Below are 15,776 nucleotides of genomic sequence, written 5' to 3'. Positions count from 1 at the left end.
TTTATATTCGCTTGATAAGGCCGTTGCTTACTTACCAAATAACTCGTCTAAATATTGATAGAAACTCTGGTCTTCGCCTACAAAAGTCTTCACAATCTTGCCGTCTGGCCCCACAATAATCTTCGTTGGGAAACCTTGAATGCCATAGTTTAAGAGCACTTTGCTATCGCGTGGATTGTAAACATGCAGCCATGGCATCTCATGTTTCTTTACGGCTTCTTTCCATTCTGCTTCGGCATCATTGCAATCGATACCCAAAATCTCAAACTTACCGGCATACTTCTGATAGTAGTTCTTCATCTCTGGAATGCCACGGATGCACCAAATGCACCACGATCCCCAGAAATCCAACACGACATACTTGCCTTGCAGACTTGCAAGTGACAGCGGTTTGCCATGAATATCGTTGAGCGTAAACGCCGGAGCTACTGCGCCTGAAGCCTGTATAGCCTTTGCTTTTTTCTCCGTTTCCAAGGCATCTTTGTAAGTTTTGACCAGCTTTTCGTAGAATGCTTTCATGCGACCTGCCTTCACACGATTAGACAAAAGCGCCACAGCATCTTCCATTTTCTCACCGCTCATGTGCGCAATGGCCACAGCACTGGCATCCCAATCGGCATGTGTTTTGATGAATTGCGTCAGCATCTCATGCTCCTTCTCAGCGAGTTCAACAGACTTTTTCTCATATTCGTCCATGACTTTATTGCGGTCTTCGCCCTCTTTTAAACGTTTGCTGAGCGATTCTCCAAGCTCCTCTATAGGCGTTTCGGCTTGCTCTATCACCTTGTGTAGCTCTTGATATTGTTTATAAAAAGCACTTCCTGCAATATCAAAACGAGTTGTTGCATCGCCAGTTAGTTCAGCCGTTTCATTGGGAATGGCTATCAAATCTATTTGCTTGCGCTCCAAACGATGCAGGGTTCGCATCGAAAGAAGATAAATTAGGGCAGGCTCTTTGATGTCAAAAGTTGCCGTAAACTTATCGTTCTTTGCAATGATGGTGTCGCGTTTGCAATCGTCTCCTTCTGGAATGATGGCCACAATCGAGTCGCCAAAGTTCTTTAAATTGGCTTTAATAGTGAAGTTTCCATTTGCTGCATGAGCCATTTGTGTGGCTGCGAGCAGGGCAGAAACCATTAACATTTTGTTCATAATCGATGAATATTGGTTGATATTTATGATAGCAGAAACCACATCTTATTAAAAAGGTCATGGTTTCTATGCGAGCAAATTTATAAAATAAAGTGCCTATAACAAGCAACCTTCCGTGCGATTTAATATTTTTTTCGTTTGGAGGGTCGCTGGTTATAGGCCTTTTAGAAAGCCATAACACGCTGTTAGGCTTCCGTGTTATTTCTTTTTGGGCCGGCGTCGAGCCCATCCTTCTTCGCTAAAGTCAGGTTCTTCGCCTTTCAGTTTGAAGTCTTTCCCGTTGATGAGACTACGCCAATCGGTTTCATCGGCTTGGGGTTTAGCTTTTGTTCGGCCACCTTTCTGGTCGTTGCTCTTTCCCTTTCGGCCTCCACCTCGTGCCACTTTCCCCACTCGTTCGCTGCGCGATGTGCTGCGATTGCTACGCCCGTGTCCATCTTCTTCGGCATCGTTGCATCTCACTTCCCGTCCTTTGTAAGTCGTTCCGTTGAGGGCTTTCATCACCTTTCGGGCATCATCTTCGGGCACTTCGATATAAGCAAATTTCTGAAGCAGGTCAATATGCCCCACATCTTGGCGCCCATGCACGTGCTTATTGATGTATTGCATGATCTCACCCGGGTAGAAACCATCGCTCTTTCCAAGATTGATAAACAGCCGTTTATAGCCCGCTTCGGCCTCATGTTTGCGTCGTCCGTTGCTGACTTTCCCACGCATCTTTTGGCCATCGCGTTCACCTCGGGCGTTTTTCCCCATCACAGGCTTCTCGATTTCGGGCGCATGCTCATAGTAATCCAGAAAACGTCCGAAAGTAACCGTTACCATTTTCTTAATCAAATCCTCTTTATCAACATATTCGAATTGGCGCATAATGTCGGCCATATAGGGGGCTATCTGGTCTTCATCAACATCGGTTTTCATGATATCGTCCATCACTTTGAAAAGTTGTTTCTTGCAGATTTCCTCGGGCTTTGGCAGTTCTCCGTCGATAAACTCCTTTCCAATTTGTTTCTCTATCTGCTTCACTTTCCACTTTTCCTTAATGTGGATGATGCTGATTGATGTTCCTTTCTTTCCCGCACGCCCTGTTCTTCCGCTACGATGTGTATAGCTTTCTATATCATCGGGCAGACCATAGTTGATGACATGCGTTAAATCGTTCACATCTAAGCCGCGTGCTGCCACATCGGTTGCCACGAGAAACTGCACATGATGCTGCCGAAACTTCTGCATAGTGAGGTCACGTTGTTGCTGACTTAGGTCGCCATGCAAGGCTTCTGCATTATAACCATCTTTGATAAGTTTATCGGCTATCTCTTGTGTTTCAATCTTTGTGCGGCAAAAAATGATGGCGAAAATGCGGGGATAGAAATCAACAATGCGCTTGAGGGCTAAGTATTTGTCCTTCGAATGCACCAAATAATAGATGTGATTGACGTGTTCGGCTCCTTCATTGCGGCTCCCTACCACAATTTCTTTATAGTCATGCAAATAGCTTTTCGCCACTTTCTCTACGTCGCGGCTCATCGTTGCAGAGAAAAGCAACGTGTTGCGGTTGTCGGGGAGCTGCTCAAAAATGGCGTTGATACTATCCGAAAAGCCCATGTTAAGCATCTCATCGGCCTCGTCGAGCACCACATTGTTCACTTCATCAAGCACCATTACGCCACGATTAATCAAGTCAACCAAGCGCCCTGGCGTAGCAACAATGATCTGTGCACCATGCTTAATGGCCTTCATCTGTGGGCGAATGTCGGCGCCTCCATACACGGCTACCACATGAAGTGCATTGATGTACTTGCTGAAATCTTTTAAATCGTCGGCAATCTGCACGCAAAGCTCACGCGTGGGACTCAGGATGATGGCCTGGATAGCCTTATTTTCAGCGTCAATCTTTTGCAACACGGGTAAGCCAAAGGCTGCTGTTTTGCCGGTTCCCGTTTGCGCTAAAGCAATGACATCGTTCTTGTTGCCCAACAAATAGGGGATGACTTCTTCCTGAACAGGCATCGGATGTTCGAAACCTAATTCTTCAATGGCGCGTCGAATGTTTTCGTTCACGCCCAATTCTTCAAATGTTTTCAAATTGTTGTATGTTATGTTGAAGGTTCTTGCGCCCCTCCTAACCATAACATAGGGCGATAATCCTTCGGTGTGATGGAAGTTTATTTATCTTTATACTCACTCAAACTTCCTTAAAGCTGGCGGCAAAGGTACGGCTTTTTCATCGATATGGCCTATGTTTTCACCCTAAAAATGTCTTTTATTTACCACAAAATTGTGATAAATCAATCATCAAACGCCTTTACATCCAGTAGTACAAGCGTTTGATTGGATTATGGTGTAGATAGAATATGGTCTAATTTGCGACTGAAAAGCGGGTCGGAAGGTCGCAACATGTTGGCATCATAAATCGTTCCATCGGGTTGAACGAGCACAAACCGAGGGACATCTTCCACCGACAAACCATCTGAAATGACATCGTTTTGCTGCTTATCGGCATAAAATTGAGGCCAAGCAGGGTTCTCAAGAGCAATCTGTTGCTCCCATGCACGCCGATTTTCATCTAAACTGATGCTGATACATTTCAGTCGAGGTTGGTTTTGATAGCGTGCCACTTGCTGTGCCATATAGGGGCGTTCGCGCATGCTTTGCTCGCTCCATGTGGTCCATAATTCTAACAATATATAGCTGCCAAAGAAAGTTTTGAGATGGTGCAATGTGCCTTTTAGGTCGCTAAACGTGAGGTCGGGACAAGCAATGCCGTTCATCATGAGCTTCTTTGTGTTCACTTTTTCTTGATAACGCTTTAACAGTTGCGGCGCAACAAGAGGTTGGGCAGCCGTCCAAAACGAGTCTAACTGTGTTTCGGTGCTTTCGTTTACCATTCGGTTGAGGATGGAATCTGTGAGCACCTGTCGCAGCTTTTCGTTCTTAAGGTGGCTGTTTACGGTCTGCAAATAGGCCACGGCATAGTTGCTTACGGGCGTATCTTTACCTGCTTCGGCCTGCATTTTCCCCCGCACATAGTAGTCAATGAGCGGCCTGTTTTGCAGCGTTGTGTCGTTTAAGTCAACCTGTGCAATCAATGTTTGATAAAGACTGTTGCGCGATGGGTTCTTATGTTGTTGATAGGCTTCGGCAATAATGCTGGCCAATGCCGCATTGAGGTAGCGTTGTTGGTTGCTGATCAAGCGTTGCTGCCGCGAGGGTTCATTCGGCAAAAAGTCGGTTTGCTTCTCAATCATCTTCTTTAATGCCATGTATTGATGCTCTAAGTGATGACGAGCCTCTTTGTCGTTGATGAGCCCATAACGTGGATTGGTAGCCGTTTCGAAAGCATTTTGAGCGGTGAGCAGTTCGGCTAACGCCACATTATCACCTTTATAAACAGCCCGCACGCGTTGCGCTTTGTCGCGGGTGAGTTTCACTTGCTGCATCTTTCCCGGCTCAATCACCATGCAAAGTGTCTGTCCCGAAGACAGTTGTAGGGTGAGAGGTGTGCGTTGTTTCAACTGTGGCACATTGTAAAAAGCCAAACCTTCGCGTGTAAGTAACAACTTGGTTGTGCGACCTGTTGCATCCATCAATCGGTGTTGATGCAGCAAAAGGGTGTCGGGGCAGTCGATAACAAGCTGCTGCGCGGCTGCAGATAGGGAAAGCAGCAACAAAGCTGCCATGATAAATTGTCTCATTGTGAAAATAATCGTTGTGCAAAATTACGCAATCCCTATGACATAAGCAAACACAGTCTGCACGAGGACGCGGCCGATGAAAACAGAACGTGTGACAGAAGCCCCGCTAATCTGCACTGTTTTGTGTTGTAATCTGCACCTTATTGTGCCCTAATCTACACCATATTGTGCGACAATCTCTAACACATTGTTTCATCATACCAACCGAGTAGTAAAACCATCAGAGAAAAATAGTACGGCAATCCTCATCCTATTGTCGCATGATACCGCCCAAGTGGCAGGATGATAGGAGAGAGATGAGATGGCAACCTCCATCACCTTGTTTTGTGATGTTGGCCGAGTAGCAAGAGAGTCAAGGAGAGATGAGGTGGCAACTCGGCACGCGTTGCGTTTCCGATAGCCTCACGTTGATGAATGCGATGTACCAACATGGGGTGAAAGGCGCGGGGGAAATCTTTCAAAGAGAAGTGCATTTTGAGGGATAGGTTTCATTTTCCTATCCCTTTTAGTTGCTGTTTTCACAGAAAAAGAGTAATATTGCAACGACAAACTAAAACAATAAACGATATGATGAAACGCTATTTGATATGCCTTTTATTAGGTATGGTGTCGACTTCGATGTGGGCAAAGGTGAAACTACCCCATCTTATCAGCGACAATATGCTGTTGCAACAACAGCAAAAAGTCAGGCTATGGGGATGGGATAAGCCGGGAAAGCAAGTTGTCGTTGTGCCTTCGTGGAACAAAAAGCGCTACACGACCCGCACCAATGCGCAAGGAGAATGGGAAGTGGAGGTGGAAACGCCGCGCGGAAGCTATCAAACCTACACATTGTCGTTTGATGATGGCGAGATGGTGAAGGTTAAAAATGTGGCCATTGGCGAAGCGTGGGTGTGTGCAGGACAAAGCAATATGGAGATGCCAATGCGCGGATTTGACCGCTGTCCCACAGAAAACTTTATGCAAGAGATGATGGCTGCCGACACGATGAGTGCCATCCGCTTTGTGAAAATTCCCAGCGTCATGAGCACAAAACCACTGAAAGATGCTGTATGCCAGTGGAAAATGGCCAACCGTGACGGCCTCCCTGATGTTTCAGCGGTGGGCTATTTCTTTGCAAAGCCCTTGCAAAAAGCGCTCCATGTCCCTGTAGGGCTCATCCTATCCAATAAAGGTGGCTCGCGTGTTGAGAGCTGGTTAAACCGCGAATATCTTGCTGCGCACACGCAAGAGCCTTTGGATTCGGCGACTTTTGCAAGCAAATTCAGGGTTGAATTCTACTATCCCATGCTTTGGGGATATGGCACTTTCGCCCCCATCCTTAATTACACGGTCAAGGGAGTGTTGTACTATCAGGGATGTTCCAACGTGGGCGATCCCGACAATCAATATGCAACACGGCTCGCAGCCTTAGCAAAACAATGGCGAGAAGGCTTCCGCCAACCCAATTTGCCTTTCTATTATGTGCAAATCACTCCTTTTTGGTACAACAATGTGCAGGGAACGTCTGGTGCAAAGTTGCGTGAACAACAGTTCAACGCGCAGCAACTCATCCCCCATAGCGGCTTGGTTTGCACGGATGATTTGGTGTATTCTTACGAAAAGAAACAGATTCATCCTGCCCAAAAACAGGCCATCGGTGAGCGATTGGCTTTACAAGCCCTGCACAAGACCTACGGAAGGGAGAACCTTTGGTGCGAGAGTCCATCCTTCCGCGATATGGAAATCAAAGGCGACTCGTGCTTCATTCGGCTCAATAACGTCTATACGGGGCTTAGCAGCATGACCGATTTTCAAGGATTTGAAGTGGCCGGTGCAGACAAAGTGTTTCATCCAGCCGTGGCCATGAGTGCAAGAAAGAAAGGAAAGGAGACGATTTTGGTTATCTCTGAGGAAGTGAAAGCGCCCGTTGCTGTGCGCTATGCTTTCAAAAACTGGGGCTATGGCAATGTGAAAAACAGTGCGTTCTTGCCATTATTCCCATTTAGAACCGACAACTGGGAATAGGTTTTTCATCTTGATTGATCAAGAAAGGAGCGAAGAGGCATGCTGCCTTTTCGCTCCTTTTATGTTGCTTTGTTGACTAAACTTGTAGTGGCGTTATGCCTTTTGCAGCTGCTTCAAGACGCGTCTTGCGCAATCAACCAACACAATCCAGGCTCCTGCGAGAATGGCAGTGTCTTTAATTACTAAGCGTCCTGCACCGGATAGCAGCGGAAAACCGTGTTCGCCACTCCCTAAATCGGGCACCCAACACTCGGGGGTTGTGATTAAGAAGGAGAGTGTTCCTATGGTCATGAGGATGACAAAGGTTGCTCCTACAAAGCCAACACGTGGGAACCAAATGCCCAAGAGCGTCAAAATGCCAAACGACATGATGAGTAAACCCAACCCATGGGAGAAAGTATAGGTGTTGTTTTCGGTGTGCCAAGCCTTCTTCTTGGCATCAAATTCTCCCTCTTTCAACTTATAATCCTTATATTCGGGTGCCTTTTTCTCGTAGAAAAAGTTCATAAACGGACTATTTGCCACAAAAGGAACGATGCCTTCTGCTTCATAGTTCCAAAACTTTAAACCGCCAATCCATATAAAAATAATAAAGATGGCAATACGAATGGCATGTACACCCCATTGATTGGTGGACACGATAAATTGCAAACCAGCTTGCAAACGTGATGAGATTGTCTCCATAAACTTTTCTTTTTAAATCTTATGATAATGATATTTTATGCGCAAACATTGCCTGATAACGGGCGAAATGCGCGGTTGCAAAAGTAATATCTCATTATCAAAAATGAAAATAAAATATGTAAAAAACACTTTTATTCACATCTTTTCTAAACTTCTTTTCCCGTCATAGACAATGGATTAAGGGCTATATCTTAAAAAAGTAGAAAATATTTCTTTATAATAAGGTGAGAGAAAAAGTTTTCATTACTTTTGCGCCCTTAGATAACAACAAGAGGAAAGCAACATGCAAGAGAACTTAGTTATTGTAGAAAGTCCCGCAAAAGCAAAAACAATAGAGAAATTTCTGGGTAAGGATTACAAGGTAATGTCATCCTATGGCCACATAAGAGACCTCAAAAAGAAAGAGATAAGCATTGACGCTACCACCTTAGAACCGACTTATGAGATACCCGAAGAAAAGAAAAAGTTGGTCAATGAATTAAAGGCTAACGCCAAAAAAGCAAAGAAGATTTGGTTGGCTTCCGATGAAGACCGCGAAGGAGAGGCCATCTCTTGGCATCTTTGTGAGGTTCTTGGCTTGGACGAAACAAAGACTAACCGCATCGTTTTCCACGAAATTACGCAGTCAGCAATCCTGGATGCCATCCAACATCCGCGTCATTTGGATATGAATTTGGTCAATGCACAACAAGCACGTCGTGTACTTGATCGCTTAGTAGGCTTTAAACTCTCGCCCGTTTTGTGGCGAAAAGTGAAGCCAGCGCTTAGTGCAGGACGTGTGCAAAGCGTAGCAGTTAGACTCATTGTTGAACGCGAACGCGAGATACAGGCTTTTGTTTCGGAACCCTATTACCGTGTAACGGCCACATTTAGTGTCGACAATGCGCAAAGCAATAAGAATGCGTTTAAAGCCGAACTCGACCGCCGTTTTGCCACACACGAAGAGGCTTTGGCTTTCTTAAACCAATGTAAAGAGGCTCAATTCACGGTGGCTGAGGTCACCAAAAAACCTTTAAAGCGCACGCCTGCCCCACCTTTCACCACTTCAACCCTGCAACAAGAGGCGGCAAGGAAATTGGGATTTACGGTGAGTCAGACGATGATGGTGGCGCAACACTTGTATGAAAATGGTCGAATCACCTACATGCGTACCGACTCTGTCAACCTTTCTCAGCTGGCTTTAGGCACGAGTAAGGAGGAAATCACAAAGCTGTGGGGTGAGAAATACAGCAAAACCCGCAACTATCACACCCATGCTAAGGGGGCACAAGAGGCGCATGAAGCCATTCGTCCCACCTATATGAGTGTGCAAGAGATAGAAGGAACGGCACAAGAGAAGCGGCTTTATGACCTGATTTGGAAACGAACGATTGCTTCACAAATGGCAGATGCGCAGATTGACAAGACCACTGTAAACATTCATATCAGTGCCGTTGACGCACAATTTGTTGCAACAGGCGAGGTAGTTACTTTTGATGGCTTCTTGAAAGTGTATCGGGAATCGACCGATGATGAGGAAAATCGCAACGAAGAAAGCGCGCATCAGTTGCCCGTTTTGCCTGTAGGAGCTCCACTTTTGCGGCAAGAAATCACGTCAACAGAGCGCTTTAGCATGGGTCCTACCCGCTATACGGAGGCCAGTTTGGTGCATAAGTTAGAAGAGTTGGGCATCGGACGCCCATCAACTTATGCGCCAACCATCTCTACTATCCAACAAAGACAATACGTACAAAAAGGAGATAAGAAAGGAGAAGAGCGTAAATATGCTGTCGATATCCTACAAAATAAGGAAGTTTCACACACCGAACGTACTGAAATGACGGGTAATGAGAAAGGTAAACTCTTACCCACAGACATCGGTATCGTGGTAAACGACTTCTTAATGGAGAACTTCCCCGACATCATGGACTATAACTTCACGGCACGGGTGGAGCAGCAATTCGACCAAATTGCAGAAGGAAAAGAAGGCTGGAGCATGATGATGAAGGACTTTGACAAGCATTTTGAACCTACCGTTGACAAGGTAATGAATGCTCGTTCAGAGCATAAAGCGGGTGAACGCCTCTTAGGAAACGACCCCAAAACGGGTAAACCGGTCTTCGTAAAGATAGGAAGATTCGGTCCGGTTGTGCAGGTTGGTACCGCAGATGACAACGAAAAGCCACAGTTTGCACAACTCCCTGCCCAAAAAAGCATGGAGACTTTATCGTTAGAAGAGGCCTTAGAGCTCTTTAAACTGCCACGCACCATTGGCACTTTTGAGGATAGTGATGTGGTGATTGGTGCCGGAAAGTTTGGTCCTTACATTATGCACAACAAGAAATTTGTGTCATTACCCAAGTCAGAAGACCCCTTAACGATAGGGCTTGAGCGGGCGATTGAACTGATTTCCGCCAAGCGTGAACAGGAAAAACAGCGTCATCTGAAAAGCTTTGAGGAAGATACAAAGCTCGAAGTGCTCAATGGTCGTTACGGACCTTATATCGCTTATGATGGCAAGAACTATCGGTTGCCCAAGAACTTGCATGAGAAAGCGGGCGAATTATCCTACGAACAATGTATGGAAATTGTGAAACAAGCTCCCGAACCTAAAAGCAGACGTCGCAAAGCATGACGCGAATTATCCTCCTTGGCTATATGGGTGCCGGCAAAACCACACTCGGAAGAGCTTTAGCTAAAGCCCACAACATACCGTTCTATGATTTAGATTGGTATATAGAGTCGCGCATGCGAAAGACGATTCCGCAAATCTTTGCCGAGCAAGGCGAAGAGGGTTTCCGTCGCATGGAGTACAATATGCTCCACGAAGTGGCCGAGTTCGACCGGGTAATTCTTAGCTGTGGAGGAGGCACTCCCTGCTATTTCGACAACATAACTTATATGAATCAACAGGGTGAAACCATTTACTTAAAGGCTTCACCCGATGTGCTTTATGCCCATTTGCAAATGGGAAAGAAGGAGCGTCCACTGTTAAAACAGAGAGAACCCGCAGCTGTTTTGGCCACCATCCAAGCACATTTGCAAGAGCGTGAGCCCTATTATCGACAAGCAAAGCACACACTTTCAGTAAATCTTTTAGATAATTTTGAGAAAATAAATGCTTCGGTTGCACAGTTAAGTGCATTGCTCAACTTGCAATCATCACCGATTGACAGGCAGAATAAATAACACCCCATTAACTTTTTTGGATAGAAAATGAAAAAATGGACTATTGAAGACTCTGAGGAACTCTACAACATCAAGGGTTGGGGTACCTCGTATTTTGGAATTAACGACAAGGGAGATGTCTACGTTTCTCCTTGTAAAGACAACACACAGATTGATCTTCGCGACATTATGGATGAGCTATCGCTGCGCGATGTCACATCACCCGTGCTGTTACGCTTTCCTGATATCTTGGACAACCGCATTGAAAAGACCTTCAGTTGCTTCCAAAAAGCCCGGAAAGAATATAACTTCCAGGGCGAGAACTTCATCATCTACCCCATCAAAGTCAACCAAATGCAGCCCGTTGTTGAAGAGATTATCTCACACGGTCGCAAGTTTAATTTAGGGTTAGAAGCAGGCTCTAAGCCCGAACTCCATGCGGTTATTGCCGTGCAATGCCAAAGCGATTCGCTCATTATCTGCAATGGTTATAAGGATGACAGCTATATAGAGTTGGCCTTGTTGGCACAAAAGATGGGTAAAAGAATCTTTATTGTTGTTGAAAAACTCAATGAATTAGAGGTTATTGCCAAAGCCGCTAAGAAGCTAAAGGTGAAACCTAATCTTGGAATGCGCATCAAATTGGCCTCTTCAGGGTCAGGAAAATGGGAAGAAAGTGGCGGCGATGCTTCGAAATTTGGCCTCACCAGTGCCGAATTGTTAGAGGCACTTCAAAAGCTCGACGATATGGGAATGCACAATTGTCTGCAGCTCATTCACTTCCATATTGGTAGCCAAATCACCAAAATCCGCCGCATTCAAACAGCGCTTCGCGAAGCAGCTCAATTCTATATCAACCTCCACAAGATGGGTTATGATGTGCGATTTGTGGATTGTGGCGGTGGTTTGGGCGTGGATTATGACGGAACACGCTCCTCAAACAGCGAGAGTTCGGTCAACTATACCATACAAGAATATGTCAACGATTGCGTGTATACGTTTGTTGATGCTGCGGACAAAAACGGCATACAACATCCCAATATCATCACCGAAAGCGGTCGAAGCCTGGCTGCACACCATTCTGTTTTGGTGATAGATGTGCTCGAAACGGCCAGCCTTCCCGAAATGAAAGAAGAGTTTGAGCCTAAAGAAACCGACCATCAGTTGGTGAAAGACCTCTACGATATATGGGACAATCTCAACTCACGCACGATGCTTGAGAACTGGCATGATGCCGAACAGATACGCGATGAGGCGTTAGAACTCTTCTCACATGGCATTGTCGACCTCAAGACCCGTGCCGAAATCGAAGCCATGTATTGGAGCGTTTGCCACGAGGTGAACATGCTTTGCAAAACCATCAAGCACGTTCCCGAGGAGCTTCGCAACTTAGATAAGACTTTAGCCGATAAATATTTCTGCAACTTTTCGCTCTTCCAAAGTCTTCCTGACAGCTGGGCTATCGACCAACTTTTCCCGATTATGCCCATACAACGGCTTGCAGAACGCCCCAACCGACAAGCAACGCTGCAAGATATCACGTGTGACAGCGATGGAAAGATTGCCAATTTCGTCACCGATGGCCATGTCAGTCATGTGCTTCCCCTACATGCTTTGAAGAAAAACGAACCTTATTATTTAGGTGTTTTCTTAGTGGGTGCTTATCAAGAAATCTTAGGAGATATGCACAATCTCTTTGGCGATACCAACGCAGCACATATCTCTGTGAAGGATGGGAAATATCATATCGACCAAATTTTCGATGGCGAAACGGTTGAAGAGGTGCTCGATTATGTGCAATATAACCCCAAAAAGCTCGTCAGACAATTAGAACAATGGGTGACCAAGAGCGTCAAACAAGGAAAAATCTCGCTTGAAGAGGGCAAGGAATTCCTCAATAACTATCGTTCGGGGCTCTATGGTTACACCTATCTTGAATAGGGAATGGGGAGCCATCCCTATCACCTGTTTTAAGGATGCACCACGTGTGCACCCTTAAAACAGTAACTCTTAGGGACTGATGGCGGCGCTCCCCGTGGTGTTTTGTCCCTTTATTCCCCCTCCCTTTTCCGTCTTTTCAAAGCTCCTTACAACGCTTTTAGCCCTTAATTAGTGTTAAAAGCGAGTTCAGATTGTAACATCTTTATCCGCCAATCGTCATCTTTATAGCGCGCAGATGAAACATATCAGTTTTAAAAACGATATTCTTCCGCTGAAGAATCAGCTCTTCCGCCTTGCACTTCGCATTACAACAAATCGTGCGGAAGCAGAAGATATTGTGCAAGAGACGCTGATAAAAGTGTGGAATAAACGTGAACAATGGGATGAAATCGCGTCAATGGAGGCCTTCTGTTTCACGATATGCCGCAACAAAGCTTTAGACAGCATTAAGAAACATAGCGCGCATGATGTGCCGCTTGAGGAGCAAACGCAAGTGCCCTCACCGCAGCATTACAACCCTTACGATGACATTATTCACAAAAATCGTTTAGACCTTGTGAAGCAAATCGTAAACGAACTGCCCGAGAAACAACGCAGTTGTATGCAGCTACGTGACTTCGAAGGCAAGACATATAAAGACATATCGCTGTTGCTTGAACTGACAGAAGAACAAGTAAAAATAAACATCTACAGGGCAAGACAAGCAGTGAAACAACGATTTTTAGAACTCGAAAATTATGGACTATAAATACATATCACAACTTTTGGAACGCTATTGGAATGCGGAAACCACCCTTGAAGAAGAGGAAATCCTGAAGGCTTTCTTCCGACAGGATAATGTTCCCGCTGACTTGTTGCGCTATAAAGCCCTCTTTAGCTATCAAGCACAAGAGGTGGAAGACGACCGGTTAGGTGCCAATTTCGACGAGAAGATGATGTCCATGATTTGCGAACCTGAGACGGTGAAAGCCAAAATCATCACGTTCCAGCAAAAGCTTAAGCCGCTATTCAAGGCAGCTGCCATCGTAGCCATTATGCTTACTTTGGGCAACGCTGCACAGGTTTCGTTCAAATCCAACACCACCCCTGCGCCCACTGCAGGCACTCCGGCTCTGCAACATGGGCAATCGGTAGCGATTAGTGACTCGGCTGCTGTCGACACCATGCACCAAAGCTGCATTGATGTGCCGCAACAGCCCACCCCATCGCTCATCAAATAAGAAATATTTTATGCTTTCTCTATAAATCATTTTACATTAAAACAAAACCGAAACTGCGAAGTTTCATTTCTCTCAAATGTTTCATAACTGATAAAAAGAAAGGCTTGCACTCCTTAATGGGGTGTGAGCCTTTTCGCTTTTGTGAGTATAGCTTTCGACAAAAGCATAGGGTTTGCTTCACAATGCAGTATAAATCGCCTCACAATTTGATAGAGATTACCCACCAAAAGCAACGACTTTACGTCAGAATAGCATGCAAATGGCGACCTAAGACGATAGTCCTCGTGCCACCACAACCTTGCAAACCCACAAACAGGAATAGCCAATGACATTGTTTCCCCCACCCTTTTTTCATCCTATCGCCCCCTAAGAGACGCAACTCCGCAGGGTTATTTCTCCGATCCAACGCAAAATTATGACCGAAATTCTTGCTTGTCTCCATATTATTGTGTAGAAAGTCTATTCCACTTCAGTGCAAATCAAGTTCTCGTCGGCATTCCTTGAATTCAAACATCGCTTGAACAAAATCTTCCATAACCAAAGATTAAGGCATCAAAAGAGAGCCTTTCTCATCCACGTTTCGAAGAAAGCGCGCAAGAAGGAGGCTCTTTTTGGGGGGTATTGCAGCCCGACAGGCTTACAAAGCGGTGAAAGCGGTGATTAAACCAAAGATGATACCTGGAGCATTGGCTAATGCAAGAGGCAAATCGCGCTTCTCTTTAAAGAGACCATAGCACACCCAAAGTGTACAGTTGATGGCTGCCATGAGAGGCTGAATGAACGTGCCTTTTTGGCCTGAGAGGTTGTTTTGAATCTGTGCAATGTAGAAAACATACATCAACACGGAGGTCATCATACCAATCCAACCTAATTTTTCAAAAAACTTTTCTTTTGTCATTATCTTGAATATTGAATAAATATTTAAATCTTATCCCCTTCTACAAGCTTGCTTCCAACGGTGTTTACAGGCCACATGCAACCTTCCGTAGCTACAAAAAACACCTCAATGCACCGCCGTCATACGCTGCAAATATAGCGATTTCCACTTATTCCTACAAAACATTGGTGTCATTTCTGTCATGTTTCCTTGTCTTCACGCCACAAAAACCGTAAATTTGTAAGCCAAGCAACAGGCCATCACGCCATCGTCCGGCACTAACAAGGCTATGGTGCTGATGCTGTTTCCACAAGAAAGTGACTGACTGCGCAACCTTAACATAACGATATGGAGCAAAAAGCGAAATCACAACAAGGAGTGCTGCGGCAAAACACGCCCTACACCGAATTGTTTATCTATCAAAAGGCCGATGCCATCTATCAACTCACCTATGTATTCTGCCGTCGATTCCTGCCCAAATATGGCGACCGCACCGTAGATCAGATGGTGCAAGCAGCCCGATCGGGCAAACAAAACATCGTGGAAGGCATTGAAGATGGTAGTACATCCAGTGAAATGGAACTGAAACTGCTCAACGTAGCACGTGCCTCTCTGCAGGAACTGCGCGAAGATTATGAAGATCATCTGCACACACGCAGCCTTCTTCGCTGGACAAACATGCACCCACGCTATAACACAATGCTCGCCTTTTGCAAGCAACACAACAAGCCTCACGACTACTTGGTTTATGCAGATAAATGGACTGCCGAGGAGTTTTGCAATACCCTCATCACGCTTTGCCACATCACCGACAAGATGCTTTGCAGCTATCTTGCCCGATTAGAGAAGTTGTTTGTGGAGCAAGGCGGCATCAAAGAACGCATGTATGCTGCCAGAACAGGCTACCGAAAGGCGCAAGATGCCTTGCTCAAAAGCCTGCAAACGGAGAACTCGCAGCTGAAAGCTGAAAACGAAAGGCTGAAAGCCGAGATAGAAAGAATGAGGAAGGAGAAAGGGTAGTTGATAGATTTTCTAATCTTCCTAGGAGTCCTA

12 protein-coding genes are annotated in these 15,776 nt (G+C 45.4%); 7 read left to right on the top strand and 5 right to left on the bottom strand.

What is annotated here, in order from left to right; all coding sequences use genetic code 11:
• Positions 1-27: 27 nt before the first annotated feature.
• The 3 genes from HMPREF9431_RS07235 to HMPREF9431_RS07225 form a co-directional block, all read right to left on the bottom strand.
• Entirely contained in the window at positions 28-1,152 is a 1,125-nt protein-coding gene (locus tag HMPREF9431_RS07235; RefSeq protein WP_040561320.1) for a TlpA disulfide reductase family protein, read from the bottom strand.
• 198 nt (positions 1,153-1,350) lie between these two features.
• Positions 1,351-3,237 carry a DEAD/DEAH box helicase gene (locus tag HMPREF9431_RS07230; protein WP_040561318.1) on the bottom strand — a complete coding sequence of 629 codons (1,887 nt, stop codon included), beginning with the start codon at positions 3,235-3,237 and terminating at the stop codon, positions 1,351-1,353.
• A 251-nt stretch (positions 3,238-3,488) separates the two neighbouring features.
• A complete protein-coding gene (locus HMPREF9431_RS07225) occupies positions 3,489-4,847 on the bottom strand; it encodes a TlpA family protein disulfide reductase (RefSeq protein WP_040561315.1) in 1,359 nt (452 codons plus the stop codon).
• A gap of 567 nt (positions 4,848-5,414) precedes the next feature.
• Between HMPREF9431_RS07225 and HMPREF9431_RS07220 the strand changes: the two genes are divergently transcribed.
• A complete protein-coding gene (locus HMPREF9431_RS07220; RefSeq protein WP_004380553.1) occupies positions 5,415-6,854 on the top strand; it encodes a sialate O-acetylesterase in 1,440 nt (479 codons plus the stop codon).
• Between the two features lie 93 nt (positions 6,855-6,947).
• Here the strand turns inward: HMPREF9431_RS07220 and HMPREF9431_RS07215 are convergent, their stop codons facing one another.
• Positions 6,948-7,538, bottom strand: coding sequence for a DUF417 family protein (locus tag HMPREF9431_RS07215; protein ID WP_004380552.1), 591 nt, complete (start codon positions 7,536-7,538; stop codon positions 6,948-6,950).
• 283 nt (positions 7,539-7,821) lie between these two features.
• Here HMPREF9431_RS07215 and topA point away from each other — a divergent pair, with 283 nt between their 5' ends.
• From topA to HMPREF9431_RS07190, 5 genes are all read left to right on the top strand, one after another.
• Complete coding sequence (gene topA, locus HMPREF9431_RS07210) at positions 7,822-10,152, top strand: type I DNA topoisomerase (protein WP_004380549.1); 2,331 nt, start codon at positions 7,822-7,824, stop codon at positions 10,150-10,152.
• Positions 10,149-10,706 (top strand): shikimate kinase, encoded by a 558-nt coding sequence (locus HMPREF9431_RS07205; protein ID WP_004380547.1) that lies wholly within the window; start codon positions 10,149-10,151, stop codon positions 10,704-10,706. The genes topA and HMPREF9431_RS07205 overlap by 4 nt, the downstream gene beginning before the upstream one ends.
• Positions 10,707-10,733: 27 nt before the next feature.
• A complete protein-coding gene (gene speA / locus HMPREF9431_RS07200; protein ID WP_004380545.1) occupies positions 10,734-12,626 on the top strand; it encodes a biosynthetic arginine decarboxylase in 1,893 nt (630 codons plus the stop codon).
• 235 nt (positions 12,627-12,861) lie between these two features.
• The gene (locus tag HMPREF9431_RS07195; RefSeq protein ID WP_004380544.1) at positions 12,862-13,374 is read left to right on the top strand and encodes an RNA polymerase sigma factor; all 513 of its coding nucleotides are present in this window, start codon (positions 12,862-12,864) and stop codon (positions 13,372-13,374) included.
• Positions 13,364-13,846 carry a hypothetical protein gene (locus tag HMPREF9431_RS07190; protein ID WP_004380543.1) on the top strand — a complete coding sequence of 161 codons (483 nt, stop codon included), beginning with the start codon at positions 13,364-13,366 and terminating at the stop codon, positions 13,844-13,846. Before HMPREF9431_RS07195 ends, HMPREF9431_RS07190 begins: the two co-directional genes overlap by 11 nt.
• Before the next feature lie 637 nt (positions 13,847-14,483).
• Here the strand turns inward: HMPREF9431_RS07190 and HMPREF9431_RS07180 are convergent.
• Positions 14,484-14,744 (bottom strand): SemiSWEET family transporter, encoded by a 261-nt coding sequence (locus tag HMPREF9431_RS07180; protein WP_004380542.1) that lies wholly within the window; start codon positions 14,742-14,744, stop codon positions 14,484-14,486.
• Between the two features lie 327 nt (positions 14,745-15,071).
• Between HMPREF9431_RS07180 and HMPREF9431_RS07175 the strand changes: the two genes are divergently transcribed.
• Positions 15,072-15,743, top strand: a complete 672-nt coding sequence (locus tag HMPREF9431_RS07175) for a four helix bundle suffix domain-containing protein (protein WP_004380541.1) — start codon at positions 15,072-15,074, stop codon at positions 15,741-15,743.
• Positions 15,744-15,776 lie beyond the last annotated feature (33 nt).

Source organism: Segatella oulorum F0390, assembly GCF_000224615.1.
Taxonomy (GTDB): domain Bacteria; phylum Bacteroidota; class Bacteroidia; order Bacteroidales; family Bacteroidaceae; genus Prevotella; species Prevotella oulorum.
The sequence above is the reverse complement of the archived record's forward strand: the minus strand, read 5'-3'. Positions and strand labels throughout refer to the sequence as shown.

What these genes read in the sequence shown, in the direction of transcription:
- HMPREF9431_RS07220 (WP_004380553.1), top strand. Translation starts at nt 5,415, where the DNA reads ATGATGAAACGCTATTTGATATGCCTTTTATTAGGTATGGTGTCGACT.
- HMPREF9431_RS07215 (WP_004380552.1), bottom strand. Translation starts at nt 7,538, where the DNA reads ATGGAGACAATCTCATCACGTTTGCAAGCTGGTTTGCAATTTATCGTG.
- HMPREF9431_RS07195 (WP_004380544.1), top strand. Translation starts at nt 12,862, where the DNA reads ATGAAACATATCAGTTTTAAAAACGATATTCTTCCGCTGAAGAATCAG.
- HMPREF9431_RS07180 (WP_004380542.1), bottom strand. Translation starts at nt 14,744, where the DNA reads ATGACAAAAGAAAAGTTTTTTGAAAAATTAGGTTGGATTGGTATGATG.
- speA (WP_004380545.1), top strand. Translation starts at nt 10,734, where the DNA reads ATGAAAAAATGGACTATTGAAGACTCTGAGGAACTCTACAACATCAAG.
- topA (WP_004380549.1), top strand. Translation starts at nt 7,822, where the DNA reads ATGCAAGAGAACTTAGTTATTGTAGAAAGTCCCGCAAAAGCAAAAACA.
- HMPREF9431_RS07175 (WP_004380541.1), top strand. Translation starts at nt 15,072, where the DNA reads ATGGAGCAAAAAGCGAAATCACAACAAGGAGTGCTGCGGCAAAACACG.
- HMPREF9431_RS07235 (WP_040561320.1), bottom strand. Translation starts at nt 1,152, where the DNA reads ATGAACAAAATGTTAATGGTTTCTGCCCTGCTCGCAGCCACACAAATG.
- HMPREF9431_RS07205 (WP_004380547.1), top strand. Translation starts at nt 10,149, where the DNA reads ATGACGCGAATTATCCTCCTTGGCTATATGGGTGCCGGCAAAACCACA.
- HMPREF9431_RS07225 (WP_040561315.1), bottom strand. Translation starts at nt 4,847, where the DNA reads ATGAGACAATTTATCATGGCAGCTTTGTTGCTGCTTTCCCTATCTGCA.
- HMPREF9431_RS07190 (WP_004380543.1), top strand. Translation starts at nt 13,364, where the DNA reads ATGGACTATAAATACATATCACAACTTTTGGAACGCTATTGGAATGCG.